Raw genomic sequence first — 23353 nt, forward strand, 5'->3', positions numbered from 1 at the left:
ACCTGCCCGGCGCGCGAAACCGCCGATCAGTCCAGCGGCTGGGGCCGCGTCACCACCGGACCGTCGGGATCGCTGCTCGACGGACGTGCAGCGGTCGGGGCGGGCGTCGGCGCCGTCGGCACGATCACCAGCGGCTCGGTCGTGACGGTCGGCGCCGGCGTTGACGGCGCCGGGGTGGCCGTCGTCGGCGCCCGCGGCGTCGGTTGCGTCGTTGCGGCGGGCGTCTGGGTCTGGGTCGGCGTCTGCGTGCGGGGCGCGGCCGTCGTCGCGCGCGGCGTCGTCGTTGCCGGCGCGGAAGCGGCGGGGGCGGGCGGCGTCGCTGTGGTCGTCGCGGCGGGCGCGGGCTGTTCGGTGGCTGCGACAGGGGCGGCGTCGGCAGGAACCGTATCGGCCGGCGGGGCGGTCAGAGGCGCATCGGCGACGACGGCGGGCGTGGGCGCCGGGGGGGTCGAGGCGGGACGCATCGCGAACCACAGGCCGCCTCCGGCGACCAGAAGGGCGACGACCCCGACTCCGACATAGAGCGGCAGGCGCGAGGTCTTGGCGGGCGCACGGGCGAAGCGGGGCGTGATCGGCGCAGCCGCAGGCGAAACAGCGGGTCTGGCCGCGACCGCTGGCGGGGCGGCGACAGGTTCGGCCGCGACCGGCTTCGGCGCAGGGGCGGGCGTCGTCTCGGGCGCCGGCAGGGGCCGCACGGTCAGATCGGGTTGAGCGGCCGGCGCCGGCTGCGGCCTGGGCTGCGGCGGCGTTGGAGCCTGGGGTTGGGGCTGGGCCGGGCGCGCCGTCGGGATCAGCGATCCGCCCAGGATGCTTGACCCCTGCGGACGGGGCGCGGGACGCGGGGCGGGATTGGCGGGCGTCGTCTGACCCTTGGCCGGCGCGACGCCGGAGGCCTGGCTCTGGGTGTGGATCGAGGCCTGCTGCTGTTGCGGCGTGGGCTTGCGAGGCGGCGGATTAGGAATGCGGTCCAGCGGATTGGGCGCGACCGGCACCGGCCCGACGTGGAAGGTCGTCGCGGGCATGCGCCCCCAGGTCACCGGCTTGCGGGCGAAGGGCTGGGGCGGGGTCTTCTGGTCGTCGGACATGGTCTTCTCAATCGCTGGCGATCTGGCCCGTTTCGTGACGGATCAGTTCTTGAGCCGGTAGCCGGTCTTGAACATCCACATGACGATTCCCAGGCAGACGGCGAAGAAGGCCAGGGTGGCGGCGACGCTGACGCCGATGGCCACATCCCCCTGACCATAGAAGGCCCAGCGGAAGCCCGAGATCAGATAGACCACAGGGTTGAACAGGGTCACCGTGCGCCAGCCGTCCGGCAGCATGTCGATGGAATAGAAGGCGCCGCCCAGGAAGGTCAGTGGCGTCACGACCAGCATCGGGATCATCTGAAGCTGCTCGAACCCATTGGCCCAGACCCCGATGATGAAGCCAAACAGGCTGAAGGTCACCGAAATCAGGATCAAGAAGGCCATCATCCAGACTGGATGCAGGATCTGCAGCGGCACGAAGAAGGCCGCCGTCGCCAGAATGATCAGGCCCAGCACCGCCGACTTGGTCGCCGCCGCGCCGACATAGGCCAGCACGATCTCCAGCGACGACACCGGCGCCGACAGGATTTCGTAGATCGTCCCCGTGAACTTGGGGAAGTAGATGCCGAACGAGGCGTTGAAGATCGACTGTGTGAACAGGCTGAGCATGATCAGTCCCGGCACGATGAAGGCGCCGTAGGGTACGCCGTCCACCTGTTGCATCCGGCTGCCGATGGCGCCGCCGAAGACGACGAAATACAGGGCCGTGGTGATCACCGGGGTGACCACGCTCTGCCACAAGGTGCGCAGCGCCCGCGCCATCTCGAAGCGATAGATGGCCCAGACGCCGTATCCGTTGAAGGTCATGCCGCGGCTCCGTTCTGGTGGACCAGGCTGACGAAGATGTCTTCCAGCGAGCTCTGGCGGGTGTTCAAGTCCTTGAAGCCGATGTTCAGCGCCTCAAGCCGGCGGATCAGCGAGGGCACGCCGGTGTCGTCGGCGTTGGCGTCGAAACTGTATTCCAGTTCGCCGCCCTCGTTCTTCAGCGTCAGGTCCCAGTCGGACAGTTCGGCGGGCAGGGCGGCCAACGGCTCGATCAGGTTCAGCGTCAGGGTTTTCTTGCCCAGCTTCTTCATCAGGGCCGACTTTTCCTCGACCAGGATCAGTTCGCCCTTCAGGATCACGCCCACCCGGTCGGCCATCTCCTCGGCCTCCTCGATGTAATGGGTGGTCAGGATGATGGTCACGCCGCGCTCGCGCAGCTTTCTGACCATGGCCCACATGTCGCGGCGCAGCTCGACATCGACCCCGGCGGTCGGCTCGTCCAGGAACAGAATGTCCGGCTCGTGGCTTAGGGCCTTGGCGATCATCACCCGCCGCTTCATCCCGCCCGACAGGGTCATGATCTTGGCGTCGCGCTTGTCCCACAGCGACAGGTCTTTCAGCACGCCCTCGATGAAGGCGGGGTTCGGCGCCTTGCCGAACAGGCCCCGACTGAAGGTGACGGTGGCCAGGACGGTCTCGAAGGCGTCGGTGGTCAGCTCCTGCGGCACCAGACCGATCTTGGTGCGTGCGGCGCGGAAATCGGACTGGATGTCATGGCCGTCGGCGACCACCGTCCCGGTCGTGGGCGTGACGATGCCGCAGACGATGGAAATCAGCGTGGTCTTGCCCGCGCCGTTCGGTCCCAGCAGGGCGAAAATCTCGCCCTTGTTGATCGTCAGGTCGATGCGCTTCAGCGCCTGATGCCCCGACTTGTAGGTCTTGGTCAGGCCGTCGATCTCGATTACGGGCATAGGCTTTCCTTTCCGGCGCGCGCGGCGGCGCGGGCCGGGTGTGGCGGCAATATGGCGTGCCTGACGCCTGACTCAAGTGGCGGCGCCGCTCAATAGACGCCAAGTCGTTGTTAACCCGATTGCCGCACGGTGCCGGCCTGAGTTGAGTTTTGGCAGGAGCTTTCGTGCCGTCCCTGTCCGCCGCCCACCACGCCGCTCTGACGGCGATCGTCGAGGCCTGTCCCGACGCATCGCTGGGCATGCTGGGCGCAGCCGTGGCGGCGCTGAAGGGCGACAAGGCGGCCGAACTGGCGAACATCGTCGCCACAGAGGCGCGCGATCGCGCCCGTCGCGGCACGGCGTTTGCGCCCCTGCTGCCACTGTTCCAGCCGCGCGCCGACGGCGTGCCCGCCCTGGTCTTTCCGGCTCAGGTCTTGAAACGGGTGTGGCGCCAGGCGGTGCAGGGCGAGGAGGACTTCGTGCCGCTGCTGGACAGGGCTGTGGCCGTGGACGGCGAATGGACCCTGGCCGCCGATCGGCTGTGCGCAAAGGCGGCCGCCGTGCTGCGCGACCGGCCGCGCGACGTCTGGCCCGAGTTTCAGCGTCCCGCCGACGGCCAGCCCCCATCCACTCCGGTCGAATTGGCCGGCTGTTTCGACCTGACGCCTCTGGCCCGCAGCGCCCTGCCGCGCCTGCCGGTCTGGCTGGAACGTCCCGACGACAATCAGCTCGCGGGGCTGAGGCTGCTGATCCAGGACTGTCTGGCGATGTCGCCGGACGGCGGGCGGCGCATGATCGACATCCTGTTCGCCCATGTGGCGGACGCCGAGCGGATGCTGCGAGTCGTGACGCGGACCAGCCGCCTCGCCGACCGTGAAATCACCCTCAGCCATTCCGACATGGGCGTCTTTGTCGAGCGGCTGCTGACCTCCGTGCAGGCGCGGGTGCAGAAGATCGCCGCCGTGGTCCGTTCGTCGCTCGGCGAGACCGCGATGCTGGGCGTGGTGGACGACGTCAACTGGTGCGCGGGCGTGCTGGCCGAGATGGACCTCAGCCTGCAGGTGCGGCCCGACTCAAGCTGGGGCAAGGCGGCGCGGATGGCGCGAGTCCAGGTGTCGGGCCAGCTTTCGGGTCTGATGAAGTCCGCCTCCAGCGCCGTCCACGCCGCCCTGCCGATGAAGCGTCAGGTCATCACCGGACGCATGACGCGGATGTCGCCGTGGCTGGAGGCGCCGGCCGAGGGCGAACCGATCGAGGCTGCGGCGGCCTTGCTGGCGGCGGTGGCGGCCCTGCGCGGCGCGGCCGTCACCTTCGGCTGCGAAGCCGATCGCTCGGGACTGAAGGCCGACCTGACCGACTACCTCTCCACCTGGTCCGACGAGGCGCTGAACAGTCTGTCGGACGGCGAGGCCGAAAATCCGGACCACGTGCTGCGTCTGATCGGGGTCGCGGCGCGGTTCCTGACCGTGATCGAGGCGCTGGAGGCGGCGCGCGCGGTCAGGCGACGCGCAGCCTCAGCGGAAATGGCGCGGCTGGGCTGAAACGACGCCTCGCCCGACCTTCGCAGATGGGTTAGACGGCGAAGATGATCGTGTTCTGGATAATGACGGGACTGGCGGCGGCCCTGGCCGCCCTTCTGGTGCTGACCGGCGCGCGCCGCGGCGCCGATCCGGCGGCCGGAGCCGAAACCCAGGCCGGCTCGCGCGAAATCGAGGAACTGGATCGGTTGAAGGCGCGCGGCCTGCTGGACGAGGCGGCCTATGCGGGCGCGCGCGCCGAGGCGGGGCGGCGGCTTCTGGCCGTTTCGGCGACCACGACACCGGTGGCCGGCGCCAGCGATCGGTTCTGGGTGCTGGGCGGGATCGGCGTGACCGTCGCGGCCGCTCTCGGCCTCTATGTTTTCACCGGCTCGCCCGGCCTGCCGGATCAGGCCTATGAGCGGCGTGTCGACGACTGGGCCGCCAATCTGGATCGGCTGGAGCCAGCGCAACTGGCGGCGGTGACCGCGCGGGTCGTTCAGGAACGGCCCAAGGATCGGCAGGCGCTGGCCATGCTGGGCGCGGCCCGGTTTGCCGCCGGCGATCCGCTGGGCGCCGCCTCCGCCTTTCGCCGTCTGATCGCCCTGGACCCCCGCGACGCCCAGGCCTGGGCGCGGCTGGGCGAAAGCCTTGTTGTCGCCAATGACAACCAGATCGGCGGCGACGCCGAGGCCGCCTTCCGCGAGGCCTTGAAACTGGACCCCGACCAGCTCGGCGCGCGCTTCTTCCTGGGCGAGGCCGCGTTGCGGCGCGGCAACGCCGTCGAGGCCCGCACCCTGTGGACGCCTCTGATCGCCGCGCTCGACCCGGCCGATCCGCGCCGTCTGGATCTGGAACGCCGACTGCCGAAGGACAGCGCGCAATGACGCGTTGGTCCTGCGCGACGACGGCGGTATATGCCGCCGGTCCGTCCCTGGAATCCGGAATGTCCGTCGCATGAGCTGGCTGCCCAAATCGCCGAAGGCGCGTCGCCGCCTGTGGGTCGTCGCCGCCGTGGCGCCGATCCTGGCGCTGGCGGTCGGCCTGTCGCTGTGGGCGATGCAGGACAGCGTGACCTTCTTCTATTCGCCGTCCGAAGCTACCGCCGACAAGGCGCCGGAGGGGCGCAACATCCGCCTGGGCGGTCTGGTCGAGGCCGGCAGCGTGCAAAAGACCGGCGACGGCGTGGTCGCCTTCGTCGTCACCGACAACGCCGCCACGACCCGCGTCGTCTATCACGGGGACCTGCCCGACCTGTTCCGCGAAGGGCAGGGGATCGTGGCGCAAGGGGCCTTCGGCGCCGATCGCACCTTCCACGCCAGCCAGGTCCTGGCCAAGCACGACGAGAACTATATGCCGCGCGAGGTCGCCGACCGTCTGAAGGAAAAAGGCGAGTGGCGGCCGGACGGCTCCGAAACGCGCTCAAGTAGGCCGCCGGCCGATAGCCCACCGACGCGCTTATGATCGCCGAGCTTGGGGCCTTCGCCCTGGCGCTGGCGCTGGCGCTGTCGATCCTGCAAACCGGGCTTTCGGCGGCCGGGCGCACGCGGCGCAGCCCGGTTTTGGCCGGGGCCGCCCAGGGCGCGGCTTTGGCGGCGGCTGCGGCGGTCGCGCTCAGTTTCGCAGCCCTGATCTACGCCTTCGTGGTGTCTGACTTTTCGGTCTCCAACGTCGCGGCCAACAGCCACACCGACAAGCCGATGCTGTACAAGGTCGCCGGCGCCTGGGGCAGCCACGAGGGGTCGCTTCTGTTGTGGTGTCTGGTGCTGACCGTCTTCGGCGGGGCGTTGGCGCGGGCGCGCGGCCTGCCGTTCGGGCTGAAGGCCTCGGCCGTGGCGGTACAGGGCGCGCTGGGCTCGCTGTTCCTGGCCTTCGCCGTCTTCACCTCCAGCCCCTTCACCCGTCTGGACCCCGCGCCGTTCCAGGGCGCGTCGCTGAACCCGCTGTTGCAGGACCCGGCCCTGGCCGTGCATCCGCCGCTGCTCTACGCCGGCTACGTCGGGTTTTCGGTCTGCTTCTCCCTGGCCGTCGCGGCGCTGATCGAGGGACGGGCGCAGACCGCCTTCTGGCCCGCCTGGGGGCGCTGGGTCCGACCCTGGGCGCTGGCCAGCTGGGCCTTCCTAACCGTCGGCATCACCCTGGGCTCCTTCTGGGCCTATTATGAGCTGGGCTGGGGCGGCTGGTGGTTCTGGGACCCGGTCGAGAACGCCTCCTTCATGCCCTGGCTTGCGGGCGCGGCCCTGTTGCACAGCGCGGTCGTGACCGAGCGGCGCGGCGCGCTGGCGGGCTGGACCGTCTTCCTGGCCCTGCTGGCCTTCACCTTTTCGATGCTGGGCGCCTTTTTGGTGCGCTCGGGCGTCCTGACATCCGTCCACGCCTTCGCCGTCGATCCCCAGCGCGGGCTGATGCTGCTGGCCATCCTCGGCGTGACGGCCGGCGCCGCCTTCGCCCTGTTCGCCTGGCGCGCGCCGCAGCTGAAGGGCGGCGGCCTGTTTGCGCCGGTCAGCCGCGAGGGGGCGCTGGTCTTGAACAACCTGTTCCTGACGGCGGCGGCCGCGACCGTCCTGCTGGGCACCCTCTATCCGCTGATTTTGGAAGCGGCGTCCGGCGCGACCATCTCGGTCGGCCCGCCCTATTTCGCCGCCACCTTCACCCCGCTGATGATGGTCGCCTTCCTGATCCTGCCGGCCGGCCCGCTGCTGGCCTGGAAGCGCGGCGACCTGCCCGGCGCGATGCAGCGTCTGGCGGTCGCGGGGGGTCTGGCGATCGTCGGCGCGCTTGCGGCCTACGCCCTATGGGAGCCGAAGAAGGCCTTCGCCGCCGCCGGCATCGGCCTGGGCGCCTGGCTGATCCTGGGATCGCTGTCCGAGGTCGCGGAGCGCACGCGCCTGTTCCGCGCCTCGATGGCCGAGACGCTGCGCCGACTGAAAGGGCTGCCGCTGGGCGCCTGGGGCATGACCCTGGCGCATCTGGGTCTGGGCGTCTTCATCCTGGGGGCGGTGGTCGAGACGGGCTTCAAGGCCGAGGCCGCCCGCGCCGTCTCGCTGGGCCAGAGCGTGTCCGCCGGGCCCTGGACCGTCACGCTTGACGACGTCCGCGTCGTCGAGGGGCCGAACTATCTGGCCGAGCAGGGCCGACTGACCGTGCGCGCCACGAACGATCAGGGCCGCGCCAGCACCGTGACCGCCGAACGCCGCTTCTTCCCCGCGGGCGGCCAGACCACGACCGAGGTCGGCCTCGATTTCCGGGGCCTGGACGACGTCTATGTCGTGATCGGCGAACGGGCGGGCAGTCCCGAACAGCCGGCCTGGGTCGTGCGTCTGTACTGGAACCCCTGGGCGCGACTGATCTTCCTGGGGCCGATGATCATGGCGCTGGGCGGGGTGCTGTCGCTGCTGGATCGTCGTCTCAGGCTCGGGATCGGCGCGCGCCGGCGCAAGACCGCATGAGGCGCCTGGCGATCCTGCTGGCCGCGCCGGTCATGGCGCTGATGCTGACGGCGGCCGAGCCGCCCGCCGCACCGGACCGTCCTCTGGCCGATGCGACCCAGGAGGCCCGCGCCCAGGCTTTGTTCAAGGACGTGCGCTGCGTCGTCTGCCAGCACGAGGCCATCGCCGACAGCCCGGCGGGCGTCGCCGGCGACATGCGCCGCCTGATCCGCGAGGAGATCGCGGCCGGCGCCTCGGATCAGGCCGTGCGCGACGATCTGGTGCGGCGCTTCGGCGACTATGTGCTTTTCACCCCGCCGGTCCGGGCGGGGACCTACCTGCTGTGGTTCGGCCCGTTCGCCCTGTTGCTGCTGGCCGCCGCCGTTCTGGCCCTGCGCGCACGCCGTCGTCCGGTTGAGGCCGTCCCCCTCACGCCAGAAGAAGAACGCCGGCTGGACGAAGTTCTACGAAATGAGAAGCTTCGCCGCGATCCTGACGCAACCTCGCCTCACGACGGGCGCTAGTCGAGATCAACGATCGGCGGTCGGGATTGGCGCAAAGCCGGTTCGGCCTATATCAATCGCGAAACCGGCGCCCGTCTGGCGCTGGACAAGAGGATCGCAAGGACCACGATGCTGAAGCGCAAGGAGTTCATTCTCGGGGCCGCGGCCGGCCTGACCCTGGCGGCGGCGGCGACCGCCGGCGGCGTCATCACCTGGCCCGGCGCGCACGCGGAACCGCAGGCGGTGAACCGGATCACCCCGGTCCCGGCCAATGGCGACGCCTTCACGCCCCCGCCGGGCGCGCCCAGCAGCTTCGCGACCATCTTCGACCAGGTCTCGCCCGCCGTCGTTCAGATCGACGTGACGGTCAAGGTGGACCAGCCCCAGGGCGGCGCCTTCCAAATCCCCGGCCTGCCGTTCCAGTTCGTGCCGCCGCAAGGCCGTGGCGGTCAGGGCAATGACGAGCCGCAGACGACCCAGGGCGCCGGTTCGGGCTTCTTCATCTCGCAGGACGGCTTCATCGTCACCAACAACCACGTCGTCGCCGACGCGACCGAGATCAAGGTCAAGATGTCGGACGGTCGCGAGCTGCCGGCCCGCCTGATCGGCCGCGATCCCGGCACCGACCTGGCGGTGATCAAGGTCGAGGGCAACGACTTCAAATACGTCAGCTTCGAAGAAACGGCCGAGCCGCGGGTGGGCGACTGGGTCATCGCCATCGGCAACCCCTTCGGCCTGGGCGGCACCGCCACGGCGGGCATCGTCTCGGCCAAGGCCCGCGACATCGATCCGTCGGGCTACAACGACTACATCCAGATCGACGCCGCCATCAACCGGGGCAACTCGGGCGGTCCGACCTTCGACATCCACGGCCGCGTCATCGGCGTGAACTCGGCCATCTATTCGCCCACCGGCGGCTCGGTCGGCATCGGCTTCGCCATTCCGGCGGAGACAGCGAAAAACGTCACCACGCGCCTGATGCAGGGCCAGTCAATAGAGCGCGGCTACGTCGGCGTGGCGATTCAGGACATTCCAAAAGGGGCCGTCGAGGCGCTGGCGCTTCCAGCCAACACCAAAGGCGCCTACGTCGGAGAGGTTACGCCTGATGGTCCTGCACAGAAGGCGGGTGTCCAGGTCGGTGATGTTGTGGTGCAGGTCAACGGTCGCGACATTGATGGTTCGACCGAGTTGCGTCGCATGGTCGCCGCTACCGAAGCAGGACAGAGCGTACGCTTCACCGTCATCCGTGACGGGCGTCGCCAGGAGATCAATATCCGCGCGGCGAAGCGACCTTCTGAAGAAGAATTAGCTGCATCGTCCGGCGGAAATGACGAAGCTCCTGTCCCAGGATCTTCGTCAGGAGCGACGGTCGAAGGGATGAAGGTGTCGCCATTGAATGCAGCGGCGCGTCAACGTTTCGGTCTCGCGGATGATGTGCAGGGCGTCGTCGTGACCGAAACTGTGCCTGGTTCGAAGGCCGCTCAGTTGGGCATTCCCGTCGGGTCGATCATTCAGCGCGCCAACAATCAGGTGGTCACGTCGCCTGCCGATTTGGAGCGCGCCATTGCGGCAGCCCGTGCGGCGGGTCGCCCGGGTGTGTTGCTCATGGTTCGTAGCCAAAGAGGCGGCGCGATTTCGGTCGTGCTGGAGTTGCCGCGCAACTGATCGGCATTCTGACCAAGCCTTAACTCACCCTATCGCCGCCGATGCGCTACCATCGGCGGCGATTTTGATTCCGGGAGGGGTTTCGATGCGGATTTTGGTGGTCGAGGATGACGCCGAGGCGGCGACCGCCATGGTGCGGGGCCTGTCCGAAGCCGGACATGAGGTCACCCACGCCGTGGACGGCGCCTTTGGCCTGCTGGAGTCGCAAAAGGGCGGCTACGACGTTTATGTGGTGGACCGGATGATGCCGCGCCTGGACGGCGTCGGCATGGTCGAAACGGTGCGCAAGGGGGGCGATCAGACGCCGGTCCTGTTCCTGTCGGCCTTGGGCGAGGTCGAGGACCGGGTCACGGGCCTGAAGGCCGGCGCCGACGACTATCTGGTCAAGCCCTACGCCTTCGCCGAACTGATCGCGCGGGTCGAGGCCCTAGCGCGTCGTCGCGAGACCGGCGGGGTGCAGACCGTGCTCAAGGTCGGCGACCTGGAGATGAACCTGATCGGCCGCACGGTGCATCGCGGCACGACCGAGATCGATCTTCAGCCGCGCGAGTTCCAATTGCTCGAGTTCCTGATGCGCCACGCCGGCCAGTCGGTGACCCGCACCATGCTGCTGGAAAAGGTCTGGGAATACCATTTCGACCCCCAGACCAACGTCATCGACGTCCACATCAGCCGCCTGCGCTCCAAGATCGATAAGGGCTTCGACCGCGCCATGCTGCAGACCGTGCGCGGGGCCGGGTATCGGTTGGAGGCCTAAGCGGCGCACGGAATTCTCCCTCCCCCTCGGGGGAGGGTGGCCGCTTAGCGGCCGGGTGGGGAGGGCAAGGCGACATGGCGATCATCGCTAAAGCCCGCGCGATGCGTAAGGCGCTCACCCCATCGGAAGCGCGTCTTTGGGTCGCTTTACGCGAACTCAGACGCGACGATTTGCATTTTCGCCGACAGGTTCCCTTGCGCGGCTACTACCTCGACTTCTTTTGTTGGTCTCGGGGTGTGATTGTGGAAGTCGATGGCGGCTCTCATCTCAGTGAAGATCGCATGCGGCAGGATCGTGTGCGCGATGCTGTTTTGGCCAGGGAAGGGCTCCTGACCTTGAGGTATGACAATCTCATGGTGCGAGATCAGTTGGCTCACGTCGTCGAAGATGTGCGCGCGCGTTGCCTTGCCCGCCCCACCCGGTCACCGCTGCGCGGCGACCACCCTCCCCCGCGGGGGGAGGGAGAAGATATCTCCTGAGTCATGCGCCTTCCCTCCCTCCTTCGCCGCACGCCCTTCCGGTTGACGCTGCTGTTCCTGGCGCTGTTCGTGGCGGCGGCGGGGGCGATCCTGGCCTATGTCTATTTCGCCTCGGCGTCGGAGGCTCAAGGCCGGGCCAAGGCGGATGTGGAGATCGAGCTGGGCGCCCTGACGGCGATCCACCGCACGCGCGGCATCGACGCCCTGAACCAGGCCTTGGTCGAACGCTCCATCCGGGGCGGGCCGTATCTGTATCTGCTGACCGACAAGGCCGGCAAGACGATCACCGGCAACATCACCGAATCCCCGATCGACATCGACCTCAGCCTGCCGGCCGGCGCCAGCGACTGGGAGACCTTCCGCCTGACCGACACGGACGCCCAGGGCAAGGTCCAGCGGCGTCGCTCCATCGGGGTGATCACCACCCTGGCCGGCGGCGAACATCTGTTCGTCGGTCAGGACATCGGCGACATCGAAGCCTATCTGGCGCGTCTGACCCAGGCCCTGTGGGGCGCCATGGCTCTGGTCATGCTGCTGGGCCTGGCGGGCGGTCTCTACATCAGCCGGCGGGTCGAAAACGCCATGGCCGGGCTGAACCGGGTCGTTCAGTCGGTGCAGGAAGGCGATCTGAAGGTCCGTGCGCCCGTGCGACACACCGGCGATGAACTGGACGAGCTGGGCCAGGGGCTGAACACCATGCTGGATCGGCTGGAGGCGTCCATGGCCTCGATCCGCCACGCCGGCGACGCCATCGCCCACGACCTGCGCTCGCCCTTGACGCGGATGCGGGCCAAGCTGGAGGTCGCTCTGATCGACGCCGAAGCCGGCAAGATCGACGGGGTGGACGCCCTGGGCATCGCTCTGGACGAGGCGGACCATCTGCTGAAGACGTTCAACACCGTCCTGGCCATCGCGCGGCTGCAGGCGGGCGGGGCGCCGGACCCCAAGGTCATGGACGCCGCCGACCTCGCCGCCGACATGGCCGAGCTTTATGAACCCGCAGCCGAGGACAAGGACATCGACTTCTCGTCCGAGGTCGAAAAGGGGCTGATGATCGAAGGCAACCAGCCCTTCCTCGCCCAGGCCCTGGCCAACCTGATCGACAACGCCATCAAATACACCCCGGCCGGCGGGGCGGTGAAGCTGCGCGCGCGACGGCGCTCGTCTGGCGAGATCGAATATTCGGTCACCGACACCGGACCGGGCGTGCCTGAAGAGGACCGAGAGCGGGTGGTCCAGCGGTTCGTGCGCCTGGACAACAGCCGCACCGAACCCGGCTCGGGCCTGGGGCTTTCGTTGGTCACCGCCGTCGCCGAGGCCCACGGCGGACGGGTCGTGCTGGACGAAGGTCCAGGCGCCTATGGCGACTTCGGACCGGGGTTGCGGGTGGCGCTAGTGCTGCCGCCGGCCTCGACCGGGATGAGCGGATGATGTGATGGCCCATCCAGAAACCTCGATCCCGCTGGCCTACAGCCTCACGCCCGCCGGTCCGGTCACAAACATCGCCGCCGCCGACCGCCTCCTAGAAACCCTGATCGAAGCCGCCAACGCCGACGGCTGGCGCGATGCTCTGGACGCCGCCTGGCCCGCCCTGGCCCCCGTCGCCGGCGCTTCGCCCTATCTCGCCGGTCTGATGCGCCGCCGGCCCGCCCATCTGCGAAGCCTGCTGGAAGCCGATCCGGTCGAAGCGCTGGAGCGGATCATCCGTGACACGGACGCGCTGGACGCCGAACCGGACGCGGTGCGCGCCCCGCTGCGCGTGCTGAAGGCCGACCTGCACCTGCTGACCGCCTTGGCCGATCTGGGCGGGGTGTGGGATCTGGACCAGGTCACCGACGCCCTGTCCCGGTTCGCCGACGCCTCGTGCCGCGCCGCCCTGCGCGCGGTCGCCGCCGAACAGAGGGCGCGCGGCCGGCTGATCTCGCCGCCCGGCGATCCGCGCGGCCCTATTCCCGGCCTGTTCGGCCTGGCCATGGGCAAACATGGCGCCAATGAGCTGAACTATTCGTCCGACATCGACATCTCCCTCTTCTTCGAGCCGCGCCTGATGGGCCTGGCCCTGCGCGAAGGCGAGGAAATGCAGGACTTCGCCAATCGCGTCGGCAAGGGGATCGCCACCCTGCTGACCGAGCGAACGGGCGACGGCTATGTTTTCCGCGTCGATCTGCGGCTGCGGCCCGACCCATCCTCGACCCCGCCGGTCGTCGCCGGGCCGATGGCCCTGGCCTATTATGAGAGCGTGGGTCAGAACTGGGAGCGGGCGGCCTTCATCAAGGCGCGGCCGGTGCTGGGCGACATGCGCGCGGCGGGCCGGTTCCTGAAGGCCATGATCCCCTTCATCTGGCGCCGCAGCCTGGACTACGCCGCCGTGCTGGACATCCAGTCGATCAAGAAACAGATCCACGTCCACAAGACGGGCGAGGGGCTGCAGGCCGCAGGAGCCAATCTGAAGCTGGGTCGCGGCGGCATCCGCGAGATCGAGTTCTACGCCCAGACCCAGCAGCTGATCCTGGGCGGCCGCGATCCGGTTTTACGCAAACAGCGCACGCTGGAGGCGTTGAAGGCTCTGGCCGACGCGCGCCATGTGCCCCAGGCGGTCTGCGAGGAACTGTCCGCCGCCTATGTCGAGCTGCGCGGGCTGGAGCACCGCGTGCAGATGCTCGACGACGAGCAGACCCATCGCCTGCCCGAGGACGCCGAACGCCGCGCCGCCGTCGCCGCCCTGGCTGGTTCGAACGACCTGGCCGCCTTCGACGGACAGGTCGAGGCCCTGCTGGCGCGGGTCAACGCCCGCTATGGTGAACTGTTCGAGGGCGGCGAAGATCTGGACTCCAGCTACGGCAGCCTGGTCTTCACCGGGGTCGAGAACGATCCCGAGACTTTGGAAACCCTGCGTCGCATGGGCTTTTCCGAGGCGCCGTCGGTCGCTGATACGATCCGCAGCTGGCACCACGGCCGCATCCCCGCGACGCGCACGGCGCGGGGGCGCGAACTGTTCACCCGCCTGGCGCCGCGCCTGCTGGAGGCCCTGGCCCGGTCCGGTGCGCCGGACGAGGCGTTCCGGCGTTTCGCGGTCTTCTTCTCCGGCCTGGCGGCGGGCGTGCAGATCCAGGCCCTGTTCCTGAACCAGCCCAAACTGTTCGAGATGGTGCTGGGCGTCATGGCCTTCGCGCCGCGTCTGGCGCGCACCTTGGGCCGGCAACCGGCGGCGTTGGACGGCGTGCTGGACGCCCGCTTCCTGGTCGATCTGTCCGAAGAGACCGGTCTGACCGAACAGATGCTGCGCGAGGCCGGCGAGACCGAGGATTTCGAAGGGGCCATGAACGCCGTGCGCCGCCTGCATCGCGAGCAGATGTTCCGCATCGGCATCCACGCCCTGACCGGTCGGGCGGGGGCCGAGGCGGCGGGCCGCGCCTACGCCGCCCTGGCCGACGCCGCCATGCGCACCCTGTCGCCCGCCGCTTTGGCCGAGACCGAACGACTGGGCGGCGCCTTCCCCGGTGCGGTCGCGGTGGTCGCCTTGGGCAAGGCCGGTTCGCGCGAGATGACCGCCGGATCGGATCTCGATCTGATGACCCTGTACGAGGCGCCGCCCGAGGCGACGTCCGAGATCAAGGGCTGGACCGCCGATGTCTTCTACGCCCGCTTCACCCAGCGGCTGATTGCGGCCCTGTCGGCGCATACGGCGGAGGGCGGACTTTATGAGGTGGACATGCGCCTGCGCCCCACCGGCTCCAAGGGCCCGGTTTCGGTGCGGCTGAAGGCGTTTGACGCCTATTACGCCAAGGAGGCCGAGACCTGGGAGTTCATGGTCCTGACTCGCGCTCGCGTGGTCTGGGCCAGCGATCCCAAGTTCGGCGCCCAGGTTTCGGCCGCTATCGAGGCCGCCTTGCGTCGCCCGCGTCCCGGCGTCGATGTCGCCGCCGACATCCGAAAGATGCGCGCGCTGATGGATCGCGAGCGTCGCCCGCACGGCTTCTGGGACTTGAAGCTATCGCCCGGCGGGCAGGTGGACGCCGAGTTCGCGGCCCAGTTCCGCCAGCTTCAGGCCGCCGCCATCGGTGAGCCTTTGACCCTGTCGACGCTTGAGGCCCTGCACGACGACCCAGTCCTGGCCGAGGCCTGGCGCGTGCAGCAGCGCCTGGCCCATCTTCTGGCCGCCACCTTCGATGGGCGGGTCGATCCGGAGGGCGAGCCCGGCGTCTTCCAGCTGCGCCTGGCCGAGGCCGCCGGCGCGCCGGACTTCGACACGCTGAAGATCGAGCTGACCGACCTGCGCGCGCGGGCGCGAAAGGCCTTCGAGCGGGCGGTTCCAGCAGGCCGCGACGGAGAATCCGCAACGCCGCGTTCAATCTCCTGACAGGGCAATGTCAAAGGGCGCCAAACGCGCCCGTGGAGATGATCGAGATGAGAAACACCTTTCTGACCGGCCTGGGCGTCATCGCTCTGGCCGCCGCCGCCGGCGCCGCGACCGCACAGGTTCCCCCGGTCCCCGCCGCCGGCGCCCCCGCGCCGCATCACATGCGCGCGGATCCGAACCGCCAGATCACCCGCGCCGAGTTCGTCGATGCGCGCATCGAGCGTCTGACCGCGCTCGACACGAACCGCGACGGCGTGGTCAGCCCCGAGGAACGCGCCGCCGCCATGCAGGCCCGTCGCGCCGAACGCGCGGGCGATCGGTTCGCCAAGCTGGACGCGAACGGCGACGGCTCCATCAGCCGCGCCGAGTTCGACGCCGGCCATGCCGCACGCCCGGATCGCGGTCCGCGCGCCGAACGCGCCGGTCATCGTGAGGGTCGTCGCGGCGGCGCGCATCACGCCATGCACGGACAAGGACGCGAACGCGGGCCGGTGGTGATCGCCGAAGCCTCCGCCAAGCTGGGCGAGCGGTTCGACAAGATGGACGCTGATCGCGACGGCGTAATCTCCGCCGACGAGCGCCGGGCGGCTATGTCTGCTCAGCGTGAGCAACGGCAGGAACGCCGCGCGGCCCGCCAGGCTCAGCATCAGGCGCAACAACCCGCTTCCCCCGTCCCGGCTTCGGAGTAAGACGGTGTCGGGGTCGGCCGTCGTGAACGCACCGGTCCCTTTCGTCAGTAGCGGAAGAGGCAGGTTTGGTCGTGATCGTCGACCTCGACGAGGATCTGGTGCGACGCGTGGGGCAGGGCGACCCGGCGGCGGCGCAGACGCTCGTCTCGCGCAAGCTGCCGCGCATCCTGTCTCTGGCTCAGCGCATGTTGGGCGATGCGGTCGAGGCCGAGGACGTGGCCCAGGAGGCGATGCTCAAGGCCTGGCGTCAGGCGCCCAGATGGACGCCCGGCAAGGCCCGGTTCGACACCTGGCTGCACCGGGTCTCGCTGAACCTCTGTTACGATCGGCTGAGGCGTCGGCGCGAAATCCCGACCGACACGCCGCCGGATCGTCCCGACGAAGGCCCGGCGCCGGATCGCGGTCTGCTGGCGGCCGAGACGGGCGTGCGGGTCACGGCGGCCCTGAAACGTCTGCCGGACCGACAGCGCGAGGCCATCGTCCTGTGCCATTATCAGGAGCTGTCGAATATCGATGCGGCGGCCCTGATGGAGATCAGCGTCGAGGCGCTGGAGAGTTTGTTGTCGCGCGGTCGTCGCGCATTGCGTCTGGCCCTTTCGGACATCGGTCCGGGGTCGATTAGAGGAGACGGACGATGAAGGCGGAACGGTTGCGCGAACTGGCGGACGCTTATGGCGCCGACCTGCGTCGGTGGCCCGCGTCCGAGCGCGCCTTCGCCGAAAGCCTGATCGCTGCCAATCCGTCGCTGAAGGCGGTGCTTGATCAGGCGGCCGCGCTGGACGCTCTGCTCGACGCCGCGCCCAGACCTGTCCCGTCCGCCGCCCTGACCGCGCGCATCCTTGCGGCTGCGCCCCGGGCGAAAAGCCGTCTGGGCAAGGCGATCTGGTACCTCGGCGCCGGTTGGGCCGCCGCGGCCTGTGCGGGCGTGGTCGCCGGCGTCGGCCTGACCACCCATCTGACCGCCGACGCGCGCGCCGATGCGGTGCTTTACCAATCCTCGCTGACGGGCGTGGATGACACGGAACTGTTGGGATGACGTCTAAGAGCCTGAAGATCGCCTTGGCCGTCTCGGTGGCCCTGAACCTGTTCGCCGTGGCGGGCGGGGTCACCTATGTCGTCAATCGCGACCGGATCGAACGCCGGATCGAGGATCAGCGCCGTCCGGGCCGCGAGGGACCGCTGGCCGAGGTGCTGGCCGATCTGGATCCGGCCGTGCGCCAGCGCGTGCGCACCTCGCTGCGAGAATCGGCCCTGGCGGCGCGTCCTGATTTCGAGGCGGCCCGCGCCGCCCGGCGCGAGGCCATCGATGTCGCCGGTCAGCCGACCCTGGACGCGGCCCGGGTCGAAAGCTTGCTGGAGCAGTCCAGAGCCGCCGAGATGCGGGGCCGCACGCGCCTGGAAAACGGCGCGGTCGCGGTGCTGGCGACGCTGACGCCCGAGGAGCGTAAGGCCCTGGCCCCGATCCTTAAGCGTAAGGGCGCCGCCCGTCGCGCCGTCGCGCACGGGCCAGATCACCGTCAGCCGGACGACCGCGCGCCCCGCTGACGGCGCTTGAGCGCTCAGCCCTTCTTGGACGCGCGGAAGGCGGCGACGGCGTTTACCGCCGAACGCACCGACGCCTCGATGGCGGCCCAGTCGCCCGACTTCACGGCGTCATCGGTCACCAGTTTGGAGCCCATACCCGCCGCGACGATGCCCGCGCCGAACCATTTGGCGATCGACGCCTCGTCCGGATCGACGCCGCCGGTGGGCATGATCTTGACCCAGGGCATCGGGCCCTTCACCGCCTTGACGAAGTCCGGGCCGCCGACCGACGAGCCGGGGAACAGTTTGACGATGTCGCAGCCCAGTTCGTGCGCCTCGCCGATGTCGGTCACCGACCCGCAACCAGGGAAATAGGCGACCATGCGGCGGTTGCAGACCTTGGCCACGTCGGGGATCAGGCAGGGGCTGACCACGAACCGGGCGCCCCGGTTCAGGTAAAGCGACGCCGTTCCAGTATCGACGACCGAACCGATGCCCAGGACGACATTCGGGTCGGTCTTGATCAGTTCGCGATTGATCTCGCCGAACAGGTCGCAGGCGAAGTCGCCGCGATTGGTGAACTCGACCACCGGCGCTCCGCCGCGCGCGCAGGCGCGAATGACGTTCAGGCTGACCTCGGCGTCGGGATGATAGAAGACCGGGCACACGCCCTGGGTCTGAAGCGCCTGAAGCACGCTGACGCGATCATGGGCCATGGACGGGTTCCTCTGCGATAGGTTCGCGTCCGACCTCCGCTGTCGCGGACGCAAGGTCAAGTCAAACCGCGTTAGCGACCCTGCGCTAAGGCCGTCAGACGCATGACCAAGGCGCTGTCCGCGTCGAACAGCGGGTCCAGGACGGTGAAGTGGTTCAGGTTGGGCAGGGGCTCGAACCGCGTCTCGGCCCCGGCGTCGCCCCAGCGTGCGGCCATGGCGCGGCTCTGGTCCACGAAGGCGTCGCTTTCGGCGCCGCCGACGATGCAGTCCAGAACTGCGCTGGCCGGCGCCGGCCAGCGGATCGGCGACAGGGCTTGGGCCTCGGCCGTATTCAGATCCAGGGCGATGTTGAGCGAGGTGGGGATCAGCGGCTCCAGATCGAACACGCCCGATATGGCGACAGCCGCCGAGGCCCGCCCGTCCGCCAGCAGGCAGGCCGCCATATGCCCGCCCGCCGAATGGCCGCTAACGACAGGCGCGGCGCCGGTGCGGTCGCGGATCAGGTCGACCGCCGCCCGCGCCTGATCGACGATCCGGCCCAGCCGCACGCTGGGCGCCAGGTCATAGGTCGGGATGGTGACGCTGACGCCGTGGGCCAGCAGGGGCGGAGCCACGAAGCTGAACCAACTCGCATCCAGCGCCTGCCAGTATCCACCGTGCAGGAAGACTACGACCGGCGCGCCGTCCCCGGCGTCGAACCAGTCGATCCGCTCGCGCTCGCCTGGGCCGTATTTCAGGACCTGGGGCGGATGAGCGGCGCGGGCGGACTCCGATCCCGCCTTCCAGCGCGCCATTACGGCGGGGTGGTCGGGGACCAGGGCGCGGTTGTTGTATTGCGCCTCCAACCCAGCGTCTGTGTCTTGCGGCTTACCCGTCACGTCTTCGTCCGCTAGAAGCGCCCTCGAACCAGAGGACTGATCCGCCATGATGACCGCCATCTTCGTCTTCATCAAATGCGAGCTGGGCTACGCCAACGACGTGGCGGCCGATATCGTGGACAATGTCGAGAACGTCTCGGAGGTCTATTCCACCTCGGGTCAGCACGACCTGCTGGCCAAGTTCAACTTGCCGCGCGACGCCGACATCGGCACGTTTGTGACGAAACAGGTCCAGACGCGGCCGCACGTGCGCGACACCTTCACCGTCATCACCTTCTCGCCCTTCCTGCCGAGCAAAGGCTAGGGCGCGGCCTTTCGCCTGACCTTGTCCTTGCGGTCCTCGGCCTCGTCGTCGTCGCCGACCTTTTCCTCGACCGTGGCCGACAGGCGCTGGAAGACGCCCAGGCCCACCAGCACCAGCACCGAGGCGATCAGCAGGGCGGTGGGATAAAGCAGCTGCGCCACGTCCTCGCGCGCCGTCTTGAACACCACGACCAACGCTTCGAGGAACAGGGCGATGACGATGGTCGACAGGAACTTGGTCAGGCTGCGCCGGGCCTCGGCGGCGCTGCGCTTTTCGTTGCCGCGCCGCACCTCGTCCTCGAAGATGTATTTGGCCACGTCGAAGACGGCGATGGCGACGATGACATAGCCCAGCACGTCCAGAACCGCGTCGGCGCCGGACTTGTCGGGCGAACCGATGCCGTGCAGCGCATCCTTCACCCCGAACCCGATCAGGGCCATGGCCGCCAGCAACAGCAGCAGGCTGGCGAAGGCGAACACCGCCCGGGTCAGATAGGTCATGGGAATCCCTCCGCGAGGCCACAGAAACGCGCCAACCGCCAAGCTGTTGCCTGACGGGCAAAGGGTGACGCTGGCGCCGGGGACGGCTAAACGAGGGGCATAGGGAGACACGACATGACGCGATCCAACGCGCCCGCCTACATGACCGGTTTCGGCAATCATTTCGCGACCGAGGCCGCGCCCGGCGCCCTGCCGGTGGGGCGAAACTCGCCGCAGAAGACGCCGATGGGCCTGTATGCCGAACAGCTGTCCGGCACCGCCTTCACCGCGCCGCGCGCCGAGAACCGGCGCAGCTGGCTCTATCGCCTCCGTCCCTCGGCCCAGCATGGACCTTACACCCCCTCCGATCAGGGGCGGGTCCGCTCCGGTCCGTTCGACGAGACGCCGCCCAATCCCAACCGGATGCGCTGGGACCCGCTTCCGATGCCGCAGGCTGCGACCGACTGGGTCGAGGGGCTGACGACCTATGGCGGCAACGGCGAACCGGACGGCGGGGCCGGGGCGGGCATTCACCTGTATGTCGCCAACCGGTCGATGACCGACCGGGTCTTCTATGACGCCGACGGCGAACTGCTGATCGTGCCTCAAGAAGGAGACCACCGCTTCGTCACCGAGTTCGGCGTCATCGAGGCCCGGCCGGGTCACATCGTCCTGATCCCGCGCGGCGTGCGGTTCCGTGTCGAGGTGGACGGGCCGGTGCGCGGCTATGTCTGCGAGAACTACGGCAGCCCGTTCCGCCTGCCCGATCTCGGCCCCATCGGGTCGAACGGTCTGGCCAATCCGCGCGACTTCGAAACGCCGGTCGCGGCCTATGAGGACGTGGATCACCCAACCGAGTGCGTCCAGAAATATGGCGGTCGCCTTTGGACCACGACCTTCGATCACAGCCCGCTGGATGTGGTCGCCTGGCACGGCAATCTGGCACCCTGCCGCTATGACACGGCGCGGTTCAACACGATCAACACCGTCAGCTACGACCACCCTGATCCGTCGATCTTCACGGTCCTGACCAGTCCGTCCGAGACGCCGGGGACCGCCAACATCGACTTCGTCATCTTCCCGCCGCGCTGGATGGTGGCCGAGGACACCTTCCGCCCGCCGTGGTTCCATCGCAACGTGATGAGCGAGTTCATGGGTCTGGTGACCGGCGCCTATGACGCCAAGGCGGGCGGATTCGCGCCAGGCGGCGCGTCGCTGCACAACCGCATGAGCGGCCACGGCCCGGATCAGGCCAGCTATGACGGCGCGATCAAGGCTGAACTAAAGCCGCACAAGATCGAAAACACCCTGGCCTTCATGTTCGAGACGCGCATGCCGATCCGCGTCACGAAATGGGCGTCGAAATCACCGCAGATGCAGCTCGACTACGACGACGTCTGGTCAGGCTTCACCAAAGGACAGATCTCATGATCCGCATTTCCCTCATCGCCGCCGTCGCGCTCCTGGCCGCCGCTTGCTCGCCCCAGACCACGGGAGCGGTGTCGGATGCACCGATGCAGAGCGCCGACGCCGCGTCCTGCGCCACGCGCGGCGGCACGATGAAACAGGTCGGGCGGATGCAATCCTGGCAGTGCGTCATCTCTTACGCCGACGCCGGCAAGCGCTGCACCGACGGCGATCAGTGCCAGGGCGATTGCCGCATCGAGGGCAATAGCGGCGTGGCGCCGGGGACGGCGGCGACCGGCGTCTGCCAGGCGACCAGCGACCGTTTCGGCTGCAATACGACGGTCGAGGACGGCAAGGCCGGCCCGACCCTGTGCATCGACTGAGGTCGCAGGCACGAAAAAGCCCCCGTCGCGAACGACGGGGGCTGATCCATCCGTAAACGGATTTAGTCGGTCGCCAGACCTTAGTGGGTCGAAGGCGTGTTGGCCGTCGTGGCGCCGCCATCGGCGTTGCCGGCTTGCTGCTCGACCATGTCGGCCTTGCGGTCGGCGTTCTTCTCGACCTGGTCAGCCTGGGCGTTCAGGGCGTCGGCCTGAGCAGCGGTCGGAGCGGTCGCGGCCTGCGATTCCAGCTGGTCGGCGCGGGCTTCGCCCGTCGCTTCGATGGCGTCGGCTTGCTTTTCAGCTGCCTTGTCGGCGGCGCTTTCACCGCAGGCGGCGACGCCGGCCAGCATGAAGACCGAAGCGGCGGCGATGGCGAACTTTTTCATTTGAGGTTCCTCTCCTAGGTGGAAACTCTCAAACGCTACGGTGACGGTTCGGTTCACGCCGCCGTGAGATTTTCGTGATCGCCCGCCGCGTCAGCCCTCCGACTGGGCGAAGGCGACCCTCGCGGCGCCCAGAAGCGCGGCGTGTTTGTGCATGATCACCTTGGTCGGAATGTCCTGCATATACTCCTTGAACCGGCCCTTGCGCTCGAACCGCTGGCGGAAGGGACTGGCCTTGATGAAGGGCAGGATGCGCGGAACGATGCCGCCGGCGATATAGACGCCGCCGCGCGCGCCGGTGGTCAGGGCGATGTCGCCGGCGACCGCGCCCAGGATGGCGCAGAAGCGGGCCAGGGTCGCGCCGCACGGGCTGTTCGGATCGGCCAGGGCCGTTGCGGTGATCTGAGCGGGATCGTCGATGTGGGTCTCGCGTCCGTCGATCTCGGCCAGGGCCCGGTGCATGTTCAGCAGGCCCGGCCCACAGATCAGGCGCTCGATCGACACCCGGTCATAGCGGCGACGCAGGATGCGCAGGATTTCGTCCTCGACCGGATCGCCGGGGGGGAAGCAGGCGTGCCCGCCCTCGGACGGCATGGCCATTTCCTTGCCGGCCGCATCGCGCACCAGGGCCGAGACCCCGAAGCCGGTGCCGGGGCCGAGCACCGCGACGGTGCAGTGCGGATCGCCGTCGACCGGACCGCCCAGGCTCTCCAACTGATCTTCCGGCACGATGGGCGCGCCCCAGGCCAGAGCCTCGAAGTCGTTGATCAGCTTGACCGGCTTCAGGCCCAGCGTCTGAAGCTCCGCCTCCGACACCTGCCAGGGCGAGTTGGTCAGGTCGATGGCGCCGTCCGTGACCGGGCCGGCGACGGCGATCACGCCGCCCGTCGGCTTGACCTCGCAGCCGTCGATGAAGGCGGCGACGCCTTCCAGGAAGGTTGGATAGGTCTCGGCCGGGAAGCTCTCGTGATGGTCCAGCACGGGCTTGCCGTCCACCATGCGGGCCACGGCGAAGCGGGCGTTCGTGCCGCCGACATCGCCGACCAGAAGGGTCTTGTCATTCATTGGGGCGTTTCCT

Annotated in this window: 25 protein-coding genes; 17 read left to right on the forward strand and 8 right to left on the reverse strand. The window is 68.8% G+C overall.

The window, feature by feature from the left end:
• Positions 1-26 precede the first annotated feature (26 nt).
• From E4341_RS04215 to E4341_RS04225, 3 genes are read right to left on the reverse strand one after another with little or no spacing between them, the layout of a single operon-like run.
• Positions 27-1085, reverse strand: a complete 1059-nt coding sequence (locus tag E4341_RS04215; protein WP_165115408.1) for a hypothetical protein — start codon at positions 1083-1085, stop codon at positions 27-29.
• A gap of 42 nt (positions 1086-1127) precedes the next feature.
• The gene (locus E4341_RS04220; RefSeq protein WP_055752804.1) at positions 1128-1895 is read right to left on the reverse strand and encodes an ABC transporter permease; all 768 of its coding nucleotides are present in this window, start codon (positions 1893-1895) and stop codon (positions 1128-1130) included.
• Positions 1892-2824: an ABC transporter ATP-binding protein gene (locus tag E4341_RS04225; RefSeq protein ID WP_165115410.1), complete on the reverse strand. Its 933-nt coding sequence runs from the start codon at positions 2822-2824 to the stop codon at positions 1892-1894. The genes E4341_RS04220 and E4341_RS04225 overlap by 4 nt, the downstream gene beginning before the upstream one ends.
• Positions 2825-2988: 164 nt before the next feature.
• On the opposite strand from E4341_RS04225, the gene E4341_RS04230 reads away from it, so the two are divergent.
• From E4341_RS04230 to E4341_RS04295, 14 genes are all read left to right on the forward strand, one after another.
• Positions 2989-4344: a hypothetical protein gene (locus E4341_RS04230; protein ID WP_165115412.1), complete on the forward strand. Its 1356-nt coding sequence runs from the start codon at positions 2989-2991 to the stop codon at positions 4342-4344.
• Between the two features lie 44 nt (positions 4345-4388).
• Positions 4389-5207: a c-type cytochrome biogenesis protein CcmI gene (ccmI, locus tag E4341_RS04235; RefSeq protein ID WP_165115414.1), complete on the forward strand. Its 819-nt coding sequence runs from the start codon at positions 4389-4391 to the stop codon at positions 5205-5207.
• Positions 5208-5277: 70 nt separating this feature from the next.
• Complete coding sequence (gene ccmE / locus E4341_RS04240) at positions 5278-5784, forward strand: cytochrome c maturation protein CcmE (RefSeq protein ID WP_165115416.1); 507 nt, start codon at positions 5278-5280, stop codon at positions 5782-5784.
• Positions 5781-7769 carry a heme lyase CcmF/NrfE family subunit gene (locus E4341_RS04245; RefSeq protein ID WP_165115418.1) on the forward strand — a complete coding sequence of 663 codons (1989 nt, stop codon included), beginning with the start codon at positions 5781-5783 and terminating at the stop codon, positions 7767-7769. Before ccmE ends, E4341_RS04245 begins: the two co-directional genes overlap by 4 nt.
• Positions 7766-8272 (forward strand): cytochrome c-type biogenesis protein, encoded by a 507-nt coding sequence (locus E4341_RS04250; RefSeq protein ID WP_165115420.1) that lies wholly within the window; start codon positions 7766-7768, stop codon positions 8270-8272. The genes E4341_RS04245 and E4341_RS04250 overlap by 4 nt, the downstream gene beginning before the upstream one ends.
• 108 nt (positions 8273-8380) lie before the next feature.
• Complete coding sequence (locus E4341_RS04255; RefSeq protein ID WP_165115422.1) at positions 8381-9916, forward strand: Do family serine endopeptidase; 1536 nt, start codon at positions 8381-8383, stop codon at positions 9914-9916.
• 85 nt (positions 9917-10001) lie between these two features.
• A complete protein-coding gene (locus E4341_RS04260) occupies positions 10002-10673 on the forward strand; it encodes a response regulator transcription factor (protein ID WP_017504381.1) in 672 nt (223 codons plus the stop codon).
• Positions 10674-10747: 74 nt separating this feature from the next.
• Positions 10748-11152 (forward strand): endonuclease domain-containing protein, encoded by a 405-nt coding sequence (locus tag E4341_RS04265; protein WP_165115424.1) that lies wholly within the window; start codon positions 10748-10750, stop codon positions 11150-11152.
• 3 nt (positions 11153-11155) lie between these two features.
• On the forward strand, positions 11156-12583 hold the full coding sequence (locus E4341_RS04270) for an ATP-binding protein (protein ID WP_165115426.1): 1428 nt from the start codon (positions 11156-11158) through the stop codon (positions 12581-12583).
• A 4-nt stretch (positions 12584-12587) separates the two neighbouring features.
• Positions 12588-15512: a bifunctional [glutamine synthetase] adenylyltransferase/[glutamine synthetase]-adenylyl-L-tyrosine phosphorylase gene (locus tag E4341_RS04275; RefSeq protein WP_165115428.1), complete on the forward strand. Its 2925-nt coding sequence runs from the start codon at positions 12588-12590 to the stop codon at positions 15510-15512.
• A 47-nt stretch (positions 15513-15559) separates the two neighbouring features.
• Entirely contained in the window at positions 15560-16201 is a 642-nt protein-coding gene (locus E4341_RS04280) for an EF-hand domain-containing protein (RefSeq protein ID WP_205751354.1), read from the forward strand.
• Between the two features lie 65 nt (positions 16202-16266).
• The gene (locus tag E4341_RS04285; RefSeq protein WP_165115432.1) at positions 16267-16839 is read left to right on the forward strand and encodes an RNA polymerase sigma factor; all 573 of its coding nucleotides are present in this window, start codon (positions 16267-16269) and stop codon (positions 16837-16839) included.
• Positions 16836-17237 (forward strand): hypothetical protein, encoded by a 402-nt coding sequence (locus tag E4341_RS04290; RefSeq protein ID WP_165115434.1) that lies wholly within the window; start codon positions 16836-16838, stop codon positions 17235-17237. Before E4341_RS04285 ends, E4341_RS04290 begins: the two co-directional genes overlap by 4 nt.
• Positions 17234-17746 (forward strand): periplasmic heavy metal sensor, encoded by a 513-nt coding sequence (locus tag E4341_RS04295; protein WP_165115436.1) that lies wholly within the window; start codon positions 17234-17236, stop codon positions 17744-17746. The genes E4341_RS04290 and E4341_RS04295 overlap by 4 nt, the downstream gene beginning before the upstream one ends.
• Positions 17747-17760: 14 nt before the next feature.
• Here E4341_RS04295 and E4341_RS04300 read toward each other — a convergent pair whose 3' ends face one another.
• A complete protein-coding gene (locus tag E4341_RS04300) occupies positions 17761-18441 on the reverse strand; it encodes a bifunctional 4-hydroxy-2-oxoglutarate aldolase/2-dehydro-3-deoxy-phosphogluconate aldolase (protein ID WP_165115438.1) in 681 nt (226 codons plus the stop codon).
• Positions 18442-18512: 71 nt separating this feature from the next.
• Positions 18513-19379: an alpha/beta hydrolase gene (locus E4341_RS04305; protein WP_165115440.1), complete on the reverse strand. Its 867-nt coding sequence runs from the start codon at positions 19377-19379 to the stop codon at positions 18513-18515.
• Between E4341_RS04305 and E4341_RS04310 the strand changes: the two genes are divergently transcribed.
• Positions 19366-19623, forward strand: a complete 258-nt coding sequence (locus E4341_RS04310; protein WP_039244189.1) for an Lrp/AsnC ligand binding domain-containing protein — start codon at positions 19366-19368, stop codon at positions 19621-19623. The genes E4341_RS04305 and E4341_RS04310 overlap by 14 nt on opposite strands.
• On the opposite strand, the gene E4341_RS04315 is transcribed toward E4341_RS04310, so the two are convergent.
• On the reverse strand, positions 19620-20123 hold the full coding sequence (locus E4341_RS04315; RefSeq protein ID WP_045811869.1) for a hypothetical protein: 504 nt from the start codon (positions 20121-20123) through the stop codon (positions 19620-19622). The two genes, E4341_RS04310 and E4341_RS04315, sit on opposite strands and share 4 nt — an antisense overlap.
• A 114-nt stretch (positions 20124-20237) precedes the next feature.
• Between E4341_RS04315 and hmgA the strand changes: the two genes are divergently transcribed.
• Together hmgA and E4341_RS04325 are read left to right on the forward strand one after the other, a co-directional pair.
• Positions 20238-21533, forward strand: a complete 1296-nt coding sequence (hmgA, locus tag E4341_RS04320) for a homogentisate 1,2-dioxygenase (RefSeq protein ID WP_205751355.1) — start codon at positions 20238-20240, stop codon at positions 21531-21533.
• Complete coding sequence (locus E4341_RS04325; RefSeq protein WP_165115442.1) at positions 21530-21892, forward strand: hypothetical protein; 363 nt, start codon at positions 21530-21532, stop codon at positions 21890-21892. The genes hmgA and E4341_RS04325 overlap by 4 nt, the downstream gene beginning before the upstream one ends.
• Positions 21893-21972: 80 nt before the next feature.
• Here the strand turns inward: E4341_RS04325 and E4341_RS04330 are convergent, their stop codons facing one another.
• Complete coding sequence (locus E4341_RS04330; protein ID WP_055752822.1) at positions 21973-22278, reverse strand: hypothetical protein; 306 nt, start codon at positions 22276-22278, stop codon at positions 21973-21975.
• A gap of 90 nt (positions 22279-22368) precedes the next feature.
• Complete coding sequence (gene glk, locus E4341_RS04335; RefSeq protein WP_066623911.1) at positions 22369-23340, reverse strand: glucokinase; 972 nt, start codon at positions 23338-23340, stop codon at positions 22369-22371.
• Between the last annotated feature and the right edge of the window lie 13 nt (positions 23341-23353).

Source organism: Brevundimonas sp. 'scallop' (assembly GCF_011045535.1).
Lineage (GTDB): Bacteria > Pseudomonadota > Alphaproteobacteria > Caulobacterales > Caulobacteraceae > Brevundimonas > Brevundimonas vesicularis.